At 58.9% G+C, this 13,383-nt stretch carries 8 protein-coding genes and 2 pseudogenes; 7 read left to right on the top strand and 3 right to left on the bottom strand.

What is annotated here, in order from left to right:
• Window positions 1–84 precede the first annotated feature (84 nt).
• From AWB68_RS29515 to AWB68_RS29500, 4 genes are all read left to right on the top strand, one after another.
• Window positions 85–3,069 (top strand): CHAT domain-containing protein, encoded by a 2,985-nt coding sequence (locus AWB68_RS29515; protein ID WP_087647860.1) that lies wholly within the window; start codon window positions 85–87, stop codon window positions 3,067–3,069.
• A 142-nt stretch (window positions 3,070–3,211) separates the two neighbouring features.
• The gene (locus AWB68_RS29510; protein WP_125483079.1) at window positions 3,212–4,912 is read left to right on the top strand and encodes a hypothetical protein; all 1,701 of its coding nucleotides are present in this window, start codon (window positions 3,212–3,214) and stop codon (window positions 4,910–4,912) included.
• Between the two features lie 283 nt (window positions 4,913–5,195).
• Complete coding sequence (locus tag AWB68_RS29505) at window positions 5,196–6,968, top strand: caspase family protein (RefSeq protein WP_087647858.1); 1,773 nt, start codon at window positions 5,196–5,198, stop codon at window positions 6,966–6,968.
• The gene (locus AWB68_RS29500; RefSeq protein ID WP_087647857.1) at window positions 6,965–7,870 is read left to right on the top strand and encodes a hypothetical protein; all 906 of its coding nucleotides are present in this window, start codon (window positions 6,965–6,967) and stop codon (window positions 7,868–7,870) included. The genes AWB68_RS29505 and AWB68_RS29500 overlap by 4 nt, the downstream gene beginning before the upstream one ends.
• Window positions 7,871–8,123: 253 nt before the next feature.
• Here AWB68_RS29500 and AWB68_RS29495 read toward each other — a convergent pair.
• Window positions 8,124–8,324, bottom strand: a pseudogene (locus AWB68_RS29495) (transposase domain-containing protein); the annotation flags it as partial.
• A gap of 21 nt (window positions 8,325–8,345) precedes the next feature.
• Between AWB68_RS29495 and AWB68_RS29490 the strand changes: the two are divergent.
• Window positions 8,346–8,570: pseudogene (locus AWB68_RS29490) on the top strand (transposase domain-containing protein); the annotation flags it as partial.
• Window positions 8,571–8,733: 163 nt separating this feature from the next.
• Here AWB68_RS29490 and AWB68_RS29485 read toward each other — a convergent pair.
• Window positions 8,734–10,389, bottom strand: coding sequence for a DUF8189 domain-containing protein (locus AWB68_RS29485; RefSeq protein ID WP_087647856.1), 1,656 nt, complete (start codon window positions 10,387–10,389; stop codon window positions 8,734–8,736).
• Between the two features lie 1,014 nt (window positions 10,390–11,403).
• Between AWB68_RS29485 and AWB68_RS48385 the strand changes: the two genes are divergently transcribed.
• Together AWB68_RS48385 and AWB68_RS29475 are read left to right on the top strand one after the other, a co-directional pair.
• On the top strand, window positions 11,404–11,550 hold the full coding sequence (locus AWB68_RS48385) for a response regulator (protein WP_160110088.1): 147 nt from the start codon (window positions 11,404–11,406) through the stop codon (window positions 11,548–11,550).
• A gap of 770 nt (window positions 11,551–12,320) precedes the next feature.
• Entirely contained in the window at window positions 12,321–13,070 is a 750-nt protein-coding gene (locus AWB68_RS29475) for a response regulator transcription factor (protein WP_087647854.1), read from the top strand.
• Here AWB68_RS29475 and AWB68_RS29470 read toward each other — a convergent pair.
• A partial coding sequence (locus tag AWB68_RS29470) for a response regulator (RefSeq protein ID WP_143281979.1) occupies window positions 13,012–13,383 on the bottom strand: 372 nt, incomplete at its 5' end. The genes AWB68_RS29475 and AWB68_RS29470 overlap by 59 nt on opposite strands.

The following is a 13,383-nucleotide window of genomic DNA, read 5'->3' as shown; positions in this document are numbered from 1 at the left end:
TCTGAAGTGTCCCCCTCCGTAGCCGGCCTAGGGTCTGTGAAAATGCATTGATCGCCAGCGGCGACGGTCGTTAATGGTGCGAAGATGACTTTCAGTGCCAATATTTCATGGCTGGGCCATTACCGTCCACTCACTATTCGCCATTTTCAAGGCATCATTCTCCTACAACTGCTCCTAAGATCGCGCACTCTCACCATGGCCGACCATCTTTCAGACTGGGCTCGTTCCGCGTTGTCAGGCGTCGACGCAAGCTATGGGGAAAACTCACGGTTGGACTTGATTCAACTCGCAGTATCCAAATTGGCTGAATGCATAGCGAGTGAAGCGTCTGATTGCGTTGCAGATTTGATCGCCTACTGCGGCGCCGCGCTTAAAGGGCCGTTCAATGTTGACAAACAGGGGGCTTGGAAGCTTCTGGAGGTTCGTGGCGCTGCCTACGCACGAGTGTTCGAACAATCCGGTGACATGGTGGCGCTGCGTAGCTCCGTAGACGATCTGACCTCCGCTCTAGACGGCGCGCCCGTTGACCAGCGAGCGGACATATCCGTCAGCCTCGCCCTCGCCCTGTTTCGGGTCGGCGAACAAAGCGGCGACGTGGAAATTCTCCGAAAATCGGAAGGAATCTTGGACTCCGGCGCACCCGGACTAATAGACCAGCCACGAGTGGGAAGTGCGCGCGCCCTCATCAAAATGACAATTGGCACCACGACGGGAGACCGACAACTGGTGGAGCGCGCAGTACTCGATTTGCAGAAGCTGATCCTTCTCCCGGACATTGATGACGACACCAGGGCACATCTCCATCAAAACCTTGCTATCGCGTTACTCAGAAACGCCGGCCAGAATCGCAGTGCTCGAGTCTATTCCAAATTGCTCGATAACCTCGCACTCGCCCTGAAAAGCAAACCCAGGACACACCATGCAGAGATGCTCCGGATCGTGCAAGTCATGGCCCGATTCGAATATGCAAAACTTTCCAATGACGCACGCCAGCTTCGACGTACCGAATTGGAGCTCGCACGACTGCTGGGCGTCTTTGCGCATTTGCCGAGGCGCCGCCTAGAATTGCTCCACCTACTTGGTCAGACGCAGTTCAACCGCGGAAATAGCAAAGACTCGTCAAAGCTTGTGGAATCCGCGATCAGGCATCTGCGAGACGCCCTGCTTTTGTGCCCGGCCGGTGAGGGAAAGCCTGATGCCCGGCGAGACCGAATACTTGCGGATCTGGGCTACTACTCGCTGCACGTTGCGCTCCTAACGGGATCGCACGAGCGCGCGGGCGAGGCTGAGCAATACTTTCAGACGGCGCTACACAGCATCACCATCGAGCGGGCACCCGGCCTGTATATTCAGGTCGCCAAGGGGCTATTCGAGCTCCACTATCGTGGGAACGCACTGGCGGACGCTGCTGCAGCTGCCGAAGATATTAACCGCGCAGCGCATTATGCACGGTCCGATCCGCGCCTAACTGCGGGCGTGCTTTTTCAAGCTCCGCTGGAGATCCTTGGAATTCCCGAGCGACACGCTCTTTGCCTTACGCGTCTCGGCAGGCTTGCCGAGGCAGGGGCCGCGCTCGACAACGCTCGCGGCCAGCACTTGGCAGCCGCACTGGAGCGGCGTGCGGAAACGGATGGCATGCTCTCTGCCAATGCTCTGGCTGAGATCGGCAGTACTCGAAGCTGCCTGACCCAGGCTCTTCGTAGAACGCATGACACGCAGGTCCGCCGCGCCTGGGAAGACTACTTAGAGTCGCGCCGTAAACACGGACTTGATCTAGGCTCAAAACCGCGCCTTGCACAGAGCATCGCTGATGCAGCACCGATGAACGGGGCCCTAGTTCAGCTCAGTTTCACGGCATCTGGCTCGATGGCACTCGTCTGGACCCGCTTGTCGACCAGTCCCATCCTCGTGCAACTTCCACAAACTGCTTGGCAGAGCATCCGCCGGCTTATTTACGGAGATGACGACAAATCTTCCTGGCTGAGCGCCTATGAGCGCTTTCTACAAGCGTCAGTCACGAGCGGCGAATCGATGCAGGCGGGCATACTCGAATGGTCTCGTGTCATTGAAGATGGGTTGAGCACGCTCTGGAACGTCGTTTTCAAGCCCATTAGGGATGCACTGTTAGAACTCCACTTGGAGCCTGGTGCGCCGCTGCTGATTTGCCCGCCCGGACAGCTCGCCCTGCTACCGCTGTCGGCAGCGTTCAATGAAGCGGGCGACTCCGTCCAGTGGGATGTCAGTATTGTCCCGAATACGCTCGCCGTCCGATCAGTTGAGCCTGCACGCAATAATGTCCGAAGCATGGTGTGCCTGCATAGCCCGGCAGGAGGTGCTCCCTCGTTTCTTCCTTTTACGCGTGAGGAAGCGACAGCATTGAGGCGCCTGGAACCTGATCTGGACGAACTTTGCGACGAGGATTTGACCGCACTCAACGCGTTAAACGCGATGCACGAGAGCACCCATGTGCACGTCTGTTGCCATGGCGCTTACGATCCCGATGATGCCGCCCAATCCGGTTTGATGCTCGCGCACGGAGAGCGGTTGACGTTGACGCGCCTATGGGCCGCGGGTTTCGACCATTTCCCGGTGCGTCTCGTTTTCCTGTCTTGCTGCGAAGGCGGCATGACGGGTCGATCGCTGGATAGCGACGAATTCATGGGATTACCCGCCGCGTTCCTTCAGCTTGGCGCCGTCGCTGTAATTGCCGCCCAATGGACCGTCTTCGACGACGCAGCCCGCGTATTCGCTGATGCGTTTTATCGCCACTATCTCGGCGCGTTCAATACTCAGCCGGTATCGCCAGCTCGTGCGCTGGCCGAGACGCGTCGTTGGATACGAACTGTCACCGTCGGTACGCTGATCCAAGAACAGTTTCTCTCCGACGAACAGGCTCGCGAACTGTTTGTCAGTCCAACGCCTCGCAGTCGACGACTACGCACTTTCCAAGGAGATTTTCCCGGCGAGAACAATACCAAGTCCGCGGGCGGCGATGCAGTGCTGAATCTGAATTTACGCCCCTACGCGGACGCCTGTCATTGGGCGGCATGGATGCTGTTCGGTCAATGACATATGATCGAAGCCTTGCTGCAAGGCGCCAAAGGGTCCCTAACTTAGTTTCAGTTGATCAGGGTGGGACGAAATTGGACATTGCTGGAAGGCGTTCTGCCATCAAAGCTCGGCGAGATGCTTCGCTTATCGGAGAAAGGTAGTGTCTTCCTCATTGCGAAAGCGCGAACGCCGTGCGCGGCTCCTTGCAGGCGTGTTGCGACAATCCGGAGCCGAGAAGACCGGCGACGGGATCTATGACGCGCTTACGAGCGAGCGTCATGTGTTTCTGGGCACCGCCCGTGGATCGCCGGAAGCACGTATGGTCTCGTGGCACGAGAGCTTCCACGGTTTTCTGAATGCAAGCACGTGTCACGGAAATGCCATGTTGCTAGCAGGTTCGCTCGCCACCGCTGGCTATGAGCGCTTTAACGCGCTTGTCGAGCGCATGATCGATGTCGCGCTTATCACTCACGAGACCTACGCGACTGTCACCGGGATCTCGGCCGCTACCGGCGCCGTCTTCGACGAAGAGATCCTGCGAAACTATCCGTCGTACCAGGCCTTCCTCCGGTCGTTCCTGAACGTGTTTCCTCATGGGTCGCAACCCGTGCTTTCGGTGATGGCGCTAACCTCGTGCGCGCGCGTAGCCATCCAGACCCCAATCTATGAGCCATTGCTCGCGGGTCCATGCGAAACTTGGCCTGACATTGACGTCGATGCGGTCGGTGCGCCTGACCGGCGCTTCGCGCGGCTCATGACGCGTCCCTTCGTCGATCGCGCGATCGCCGCCATGCATGCGGCGCTGCGCGAAGCAGGAGAGCCTTACGCCTCGGTTGCACGCCCGGATATAGACGCTGCGACAGAGCGGCGGATTTGGCAAACCGCGAAAACCAGCGTCATGGCAACGGCCAGCGAGGCTGCGTTCGTGGAGTTCGCCGAAATTCTCACGCGGGACACAGGCAAAGCGCCTGGATTCGGCGACCAGAAGATCGGGATCGGCGCACTGATTACGAAAGTAGAGGCATTTGCGGGCGACAGGCTGAAGACGCAATTCCGAACCCCTGCTTCGGAAGCAGATGATGAGCATTCGCTGCTCATGGACTTCCGTCAGGAACAATTGATCCTCATGGAAAATCCACTGCCCGCTACAATCGCGAGCCTCGCGACCCATCAACCATCGACGCCCGACCTTTTCGTTCTGAGCGCCGACGGGCAGCAATACGTCCAGTTCATCGCCATGCCGCTCGGTAAGGCCCGGATGCTCTATGACCCCCTCGACGGCGCGGACCTCTTGAACCAGGGCATCGATGACGTCATTGCTTGCCTGCGCCGGCGTTGGGCACCGCCGGACATGGAACCGCGGGTTGAACTCTTTTCGCTCGGTCCCAGCGAGGCTCCGCCTGTAATAGAGCGCCTTACCGGACAGGGGGTGACAGTGTTTGCGGTTATTACGTTGAGTGTGCTGAGAGAGGCGAATTGGGTCGTTTCGTGGTTATCATCGGCCGCCACGCCAGTAAAGAGATTGGCCGTGCTGATCGACGACGATCCGATAGAACTTATTGATCGACACGGAAAACGAGGCGCCGCCCTGCATTTCGGTTATTTTCAGGCGCGCTCGGCAGTGGCAGACGACGCGCATACCGAAGTACTTTCCTTTCTCGCGGCGGACGAACCAGACACGCTCTATTTCACACCCTGCACGACACCGTTCCGACAGGCGTCAATCGAATACGCGCAGCGGCGGTTCGACACTGTGAGTCTCGGCATGGATTTCCTCAAGCCCTGGCTGCCAATGCTTCAGCGTGTCATCTCCCATACGCTGCGCGAGGAGGGGCGTTTTGGAGACCGCTTCTGGATTTGAATTGTGCGGCGTCAAGGTGACGCTCGGGGATTGACCGATAACGTGCGCGACGCGCCGTCCGCAGGCGGCGAAAGCATCGTCTCGACGCCGCTCGCGCCACAAGGCGTTTCACGCCCAGCATGACGACCTGGCCAGTAGCCGTGTGGTGCTATCGGTAGCAAGCCGTGAGACGAGCGCAGGCGCGCCAACATGAATCTCCGCGAAATCCCGCACCGAATATTTCCGTCTCCTAGGTCGCGCTATCCTAATATAGGACAGGCGATGGTTTTCGGGGGAACCGGACATGGCGAGGGCGGGCATATTCATCGGCGTCGACCAGTCTGGCGATCTGCAACCGTTGAACGACGCTGCGACGGGCGCGGCGCGCATGCACGCTTGGGCGCTCCAGCAAGGCTTCGCGGACGAGACCCACGCCAAGCTCATCACCGACGCCAATCGCCACAAAGTCACGCCGGACCGCATCTACGACGCCATCGAGCAGATTCTTTCCGGCGCGGGCGTCGATCAGCTTATTGTCTACTTTGCAGGCCACGGCGTTCGCCTCCGGCGCAGCGAGCACTGGCTGCTGACGGACGCTCCTACCAGATCGAACGCGGCTGTCGACGTGTCATCGAGCGTCGAACTAGCACGCTATTGCGGTGTCGGTCACGTCGTTCTGATTTCGGATGCGTGCCGCGTCGCTCCTGAGGGCATTCAGGCGCAGAACGTGAGCGGCGTCGACATATTTCCGAACGAGGGCGACGCGAGCCGGGCGAAACCGGTCGACCAGTTCTTCGCATGTGTACTCGGTCGCGTTGCGAGCGAAATAAAGGACCCTGCCGTGCTGGCAGGCAACTTCTCCGCGCTTTACACGAACACTCTGCTGGCAGCATTGCAGGGCAAGCATCCCCAGCTCCTCGATTTCGGCGAGCAGGGCGACACAGCGCGCTACCTGCGGCCGCGCAGGCTCGCGAAACACCTCGAAGTGGAGATTCCGAAGCGCGTGCAGGAGCTTAATCTCCAGTTCAAGGTCAACCAGGAGCCCGATGCAATCATCACGTCAGACGGGCCGTGGCTTTCGCGCCTCGACGCCTCGGTGTCGACTGGGCGCCGGCGACGAGTCGTTCGCGGCTTCGACCTTACTTCTAAGGGCCCGCCGAAATCCGTGCGTTCAGTTGCGCGGCAACTCGTTCACTCGGCGACGCAGGGCGAACAATCTCTCTTGACAGATCAGATGGAAGAAGCGCGAGTTGACGCTAAACCCGAGGTCGTGCACCTGGTCGACACGGCGGAGCGCGTCGCCAGGCCGTTCGGCCCGGATCACTTCGAGACACAGTGCGGCATCAAAACGCGAGGCGTGCACATTGCCGAAGTCTTCGCCCCCCGAGCCAGAGCGACCGTGCTCGGCGACCAGAGCGATATTGTCCGCGTGGAATTGATGGAAGGACCGGTCGCGACCGCGCTTCTGCGGTTTGACGGCGGCTTCGGGATGGCCGTTCCGTTGATCGAAGGTTTCGTTGCCGCAATCTCATGCGAGAACGGCGAAGTCATCGACGTCGCCTACGAACCCTCGGCCAACAGTTGGCGGTGGGAGGAGTACAGGGCTCACGCCCCGCACGTGCGCTCGCTGCGGGCGGTGGCCGCGGCGGCGTCACTCCACGGCCGTTTCCGCCTCGATCAGGCGGATGCAGCGCTCTTCGCGCAGAGGATGCAATATGCGAAAGGGCTCGATCCGACGCTTGCGATATACGCGGCCTATGCGTATCACGATCTGCAGATGATCCATCGAATCGATCAGATGTCAGCGTACCTGCGCGGCGACATCGGCGCTTCCCTCTTCGACATCGAGTTGCTACGCCGCTCGCTGGTCGACAAGACTGTCACCCATGACAACATGATCGCACCCTGCTTTCCGCTACTTTCGCAGGGCTGGGCACTCCTGCGCGCGAATCGCGTGAAGCTGCATCCGGCGCTTGACGGCATCGAAGGTTCGATGCGCGACTCGGTTTGGACCACATTCAGTTACGCGGGACTAGAGAAACTAAAAGACGCCCTCGCAAGTAGGGAGATCAGATGACCCGGCAACTCGTTTTCTTGCATGGCCGTTCCCAGCAGATGAAAGATTCCGTCGCACTCAAGGCCGAGTGGGTGAAGTCGTTTAAGCGAGGTCTCGCCAAGAACGGACTCACGCTTCCGATCAGCGATGCAAACATTCGGTTTCCCTATTATGGTGACACGCTCTACGAACTCGTGCAGGGAGAGTCGGCCGCCGCTGCGTCGGAGGTCGTGATCCGCGGCACGAAGGCCGACGCCGATGAGAAGCGCTTCACGCGCGCCATCTTGGAGGAGATGCGCAAAAAGGCCAAAATCACAGAGGCGGAACTCGCCGCTATTGCGGGGCAGGAGGTCGTCGATCGGGGGCCGCAGAACAGGGAATGGTTCCAGGCAATGCTACAGGCAGTCGACCGGCACGTCCCCTTCGGAAGCGGCTCCAGCATTGCACTCTTTGCGCATGATGTGTACGTATACCTCAAGAATGCGAGTGTCCGCGGCATGATCGATACCGGCGTCGGCGCCGCGATGACGCCCGGCGTGGAAGCGGTAGTGGTGTCGCATTCGCTGGGCACGGTCGTAGCGTACAACGTGCTGCGTCATAATGCACAGGCTCGTGGCTGGAAGATTCCGCTTTTTGTGACTCTCGGGTCGCCGCTCGCTGTGACGGAAATCCGCAGGACGCTGCGCAACCTCGCTACGGCTCGATGCCCCGAAGGCGTCTCGAAGTGGTTCAACGCCCTCGACGAGCGCGACGTGATCGCTCTGTATCCGCTCGATGCCGACAGCTTTCCACTAGATCCCACTACCCCGTCGATCGAAAACAAATGTGATGTGGATAACACGACCGAAAATCGTCATGGGATTGCAGGGTATCTTGACGATGCCGATGTAGCGCGGCGCATCCACGAGGCGCTGACGGATTAGCGGTTTCTTCGTTACCAGATGACAATACCGAACACCGAAGCGAGCTCAAGAAATAGATGGTGCCTTTCGGTCTGACGCGCGCCCTGATAAAACAGGACCGCTCACCAATCAACGGGCACCCCCTCGCTCAAAGGAGCAATCAGGCAGCCGTTGATTCACCCGCCGCGTTGTTCGCCGGCGCACGCGCTTGCTCTGGCGTCTCCTGGAGTTGGCTCGCCGTAAGCGACCAGCCATCCCATCTTGACGCGCGAGCTTAGTTCATCGCGGGTGGTTTCCAGCGATGTGGCAGCAGCGAGGCGATTTCACTGTGACGATGTGTCGGCAGGCGTGTCAGAACGTCCTTGAGGTACGCATGCGGCTCGTGGCCGTTGAGTTGCGCTGACCGGATGAGACTCATGATCGCGGCTGCACGCTGACCTGCACGAAGTGAGCCGGCAAACAGCCAGTTGTTTCTCCAATGTCATTATGTACATTGAGAAAAAACTATTTGTTCGTTGGCTCCGACAGCGGCGGTGAGCGCGCGGCGGCGATGTACAGTCTCATCGGTACGTGCAAACTCAACGAAATCAACCCACGTGCCTACCTCGAATACGTGCTCACTCATATTGCGGACCACAAGGTCAACTGCATCGACGAACTGCTTCCCTGGAACGTGGCCGACAAACTGAAGCCGGCTACTCCGCCCACGCCCACGGTTTGACCGGGCAGATCCAGATCGATCGTGTCCACGACCATGGAACGATCTTCACATGATCTACCCGGACCTCCCCAGCGCTCTCACATCATGCCCCACGCGCGCGCGAATCGGGGACCGGCCCTGCCGAGCCGCTTACGTTTGAACAGCCGGCCGCGCGCAACTCACGTTATATCCGCCACGCGCTAAAGGCACCGCCAGCTTGCGCCTCAACGAAGTGCACGACCCCCTGCTTGTCTTTGGCGAAGACGAATAAGGTCGTTCCCTGCATTCCGGCAGCGACGGGAGCATCGGTGATAACACCACTAGGCATTGATTGCCAGCCGATAAATGGGCCACCCGGACCGATCTGGTTGAAGGCGATGCTGCCGTCGTTCTTCTCGGCGAAAATGAACAAATTACCTGCGCGGCCAGCCGACGCCGGGGCAGCAGGGGTGATCAGTCCGCCGGGCACGCCCTGCCACGCGGCAAAGGCGCCTCCCTGAGGAGCCTTTGTGAAGTGCAATTGGCCGACATTGTCCTTCGCGAAGACGAACAAAGTATCCCCCTGCATACCTGCGGCGACTGCAGTGGCCGTAGTCATACCGCCAGGCATCGTTTGCCAGCCGACGAAATTGCCACCGGGCGCGATCTGGTCGAAGGCGATCTGGCCACTGGATTCGACGGCAAAGACGAAGAGGTTCCCGGTGCGGCCCGCGGAAGCTGGCGCCAGCGATGTTTTTATCATTCCCGGCACTGCTTCCCACGGGGTGAAAGCGCCGCCTTGGGGCGCCCGCGTGAAGTGCAACTGGCCTTGGGTGTCCTTGGCGAAGACGAAGAGAGTAGTCCCCTGCATACCGGCAGCAACGGGCGCGTCGGTGACAAAGCCGCCGGGGAGCTCCTGCACGCCGACCCAATCACCGCCAGGCGCGATTTGATTGAAGAGAATTCTGCCGTTGGTGGAAGCGACCGTGAAGATGAAGAGATTCCCCGTGCGTCCAGCCGATGCCGGACCCATCGCTGTGGACATGCCGAGCCGTAGAAAGGGGTTGTCGCTTGTGACAGAAAAGCCCTCCAGCGCGGCGCGAAGATCCTGGTATGCAGTGTTCTTTCCGGTCAGAGCGCTGTAGTTAGCGGCGAGCGTTGCGCCACCCGCTTGCACGATCTGCGGGACGCTGAAACCAAGCGAACGCATCCAGTAGATATAGACAATGGCGCACCCAGTAGAAATGGCGTTTCTATCGGTTTGCTCCGTATTGGTTACCCAGTCAGGGAAACCGGCCTGCGCCCAGGCGGGGCCGGTAGCGAAAGCATCCAAAGTGTCCAGCGGCGTTTCATATTCAGCGCAAAAGCGCGAAAGTCCCTCGCCATTGCTGAAACCGCAGCCCCATCCTCGGTTTTGCAGACCCATGAAGCACTCACTCAGCTCGGCCACATACAGGCCGACCTCAAGGTTCAGCGGGTTAACCCCGTTGTTCGCAAAGGTAGCGTCGAGATATAGAGCTCCACCCGAACTGAAATCGCAGCCGTAGTGGAATGCGCCGCCCGATCCATCATTATTTCCGCTCAACGGCGCGATGATAACGTTGCACTGACCACCACTGGTACCGAAGAAGCTTTCCATGTCGTTGTAAGGCCCCAGCGCAGCCGAGAGAAACTGCTGGGCTAATGACAATCCGGGGGGGCCGAGCGCCGGGTCGTAATAGACCGTGATATTGCCGGTTGCGCCGACTTGGGTGGCGGGGTAAGCGAAACCTAATCCATCAGCCGACGCCTGCGAAACTTGTTGAACAGAGCGCTCCCTACGGGAGCTTCCTTGGGGAAGAAGTTCATGGACAGATGTCATTTCATTACTCGCTAAAATTGGAAACATTCGTCGCGCGGGGATCCAGCATAATTTCCTCTTCTCAAAATTTGCAAAGCTGCTCCCTTCACACACAGGCTCCCCGGATCTGTGAGGTTTGGAATGGCCACCTTTTTCCGTATTGAACCTGTCTTGCAGTCATTGCCAGCTAAAAGATTAAAGACTTTCCCAGTTTCAGCTTCTATCGAGTTTCAGACGTTTCCGTTTCCAAAACGTCGCAGCGTGGGGGATGCTCTGCGCGTTTTCGGCCAGCCCGCCCAACTTGACTGAAATCAGTTCGTATATCTTACTAACGTGAAACTAGAATTGCGTCCGGGGCGATGATAAACCGATCTGGGCGCGCTTGACGAATGCCATTTCGGCGTTGCTATCATACATTCTCGGTCAGGCGAAACGCCGACGCAAGGCACATGCGTAGGCGACGGATACGCAATGCCGGCGACATATGTAGCACGCCCGTGGGCGAGCGCCCGAAATCGAGCTGCGAAAGATGTAGGAATTCGGAAGCAGACAGGTACATTCGTACAGCTTCATTTGTGCATTCGGAATCGAATGGCGTCCTGCTATTCTGGTTGGATGTCAGGCTGCCCTATCCGCGGACGGCGACATTCCTGATCGAGCATCGTCATGAGATCATCGGACCTCTGGGTGCGCAGGTTCAGATCGGCGGCTCAGGAACGGGCGTTCCGGATGGACTTCGCGCAGTGCTTCTTTGGACACTGAAGACTCGCCATCTCAATCTTCGCCGGGTTGGATCGTATTTTCCCTCCGTGATTTCGGGCGGCTTGACATACTCGATCCGGTCTATGTGCACCACAACGAACTCATTTTCGTAAGAACCGCCGCGGCGATCGGCATGGGCGTGCCCGTCCTGTTGTGGACCCCGCGCGCTCTCGACGAACGCTGGGCAGTCGGGCTGCTCAGCATGTGGACGCTCAGCGCCTGGTTCGCCACCCTGAGAATGCTGCAGATCGTGGACCTGCCGTCGCATGAACAGTGCAGGCCGCCGAGTCGATGGCTGGGTTTGACGCCATTCTTGCTGATGACAGCCGCATTCCCGATCTCATCATCACCGATATCCGGCTGCACGATGGAGCCTCCGGCAAGGAGGTTGCCGATCGGATTAGGCGCCACTTCGCGTGAGCGGGCGTTATTCCCGTCGCTTTTATCACCGGCGAGTTGCTGTCCGTTCGGGTGTTTCGCGACTTTCTGGAGCCGTTCGTGCTACTGCGCAAGTCCTCGGCACCGGAAGACTTGCTGGCCGATATCAGCCGGTTCGTTGCCGCGCAACGGAAGGTGAATCTTGATCTCGCGAAGTGTCCAGATCCATTTTGACTTCGATTTTTTTCTCTCACAGTTACTGTGTTGGACTTCGATAAGCAGACCGCCGCCTTCGCTGAGACTGCCACAGAAAATAGAGCGCTGCAAATGGCACACGAGTACCGAATAGGGCCTCCTGCCGGCCACGTATCCAGAAAAGATTAATGGTTGTCCCTACAAAATTCGAATCGGCGCGTGCGTTTGCAAGTCTAATTGTGATCGGCGTCGCGCGAACGACCGCTGGACCTCAGAAGCCGCTTTGGACCTCGCTACATATCCAATGACTGGAGAGGGTCGAAATTGCGTAGGCGATTTTCCAGCACACTTCGGATATCTTCGCAAAGCATCACATTCCATGCCCCATTCGTTCAAGCCTACCGTCGAACAGGATGCGGTTCTCGGCGGCGGCGATCTGAAGATCAAGGCGTACGCCGGTGCGGGGCCAACGCCACATGGGTCAGCCGCCGCCGTCCGTGGCATAGGGGACCTGCGTGTACTATGCGTGTTGAACACAGCGGACGACTGCTACGGATGTAGCATCATCAGCTGTGTAATTGCAGCTCGCTTCGAAAGCGGTCCTGGGAGACGATGAGATGCGCGTACTGATCGTCGATGATCACGAGTTGTTCAGAGCCGGATTGGCGCTGCTGCTGAGAGAGTTCTTTCCGAACATCGAGTTGCTGCACGCGAGTACGTTGTCTCAAGGCGTGAAGCATGCGCTTGGCGAACTCCTGAATATCGTATTTCTCGATCTCGATCTTCCCGATGGCCACGGTTGCAGCGCGCTTGCCAAACTGAAGGAGTTGCGCCCGTCGTTACCGGTGATCGTGATATCGGCCGATGAGAGCGCGGAAACCATCAGTCGGTGCATCGAACTTCGCGCCATGGGATACGTACCCAAGTCGTCACCTCCTGAAGCACTTCATGCAGCGATCAGCGCAGTGCTTGCCGGGGGCGTGTTCCTGCCCGCCGCCAGCATCGCAAGGCTCAGGCGTGACATGGGCACGGACGAAGCTCCGGTAAGTGGGCCTGGGAACGCACAGCCGGGCGGTAATTCGGAAATGAGCAGCGCATCCGAGCTGGGACTCACTCCGAGAGAGTTCGAAACGTTGGCGTGGCTGGTGCGCGGGCTTCCGTCCAAGGCGATTGCGCTGAGAATGGGGCTCGAAGACATTACGGTACGAAAATACGTCAGTCATTTGCTCGCGCACTTCAATCTGCGGCGCCGTACGGAACTCATCGTCATGCTGGCGGATAAAGGGATCAAACTCGGCGCCCCGCCAGTCACGGATCCCGCACATGATCGAGGCCCGTCGGCCGTTGGGCAGCAACGAACCGACTGACCTCAGCGAGCGTGCTTTCCGGCGCGGAAGACTTCCGCAACAGCACGAACGGCTCGGCGAAATCGCGAAGTGCGCGCGGAGACACCAGTTCGCCAGTGATGAATGCGACGGGAAGCACGCCCGCCCAAGCGAAATGCTGCCTTATCCGTTCGGCAACCTCAATGCCAGTCGGCCCGTCGCGCAGCCGGATATCGGTGACAATGATGTCGGGTGCTCGGCTATCGTCGGCGAGAATTGCTTCGAATCCCTTTATTGACTCGGCAGAATCCACCAGTGCGCCAGCACTGAGGAACAGTCGCCGCAGGCCCTCGAG

Source organism: Caballeronia choica (assembly GCF_001544535.1).
In the GTDB taxonomy this organism is placed as follows: domain Bacteria; phylum Pseudomonadota; class Gammaproteobacteria; order Burkholderiales; family Burkholderiaceae; genus Caballeronia; species Caballeronia choica.
This window is presented reverse-complemented; position numbering and strand designations above follow the sequence as displayed.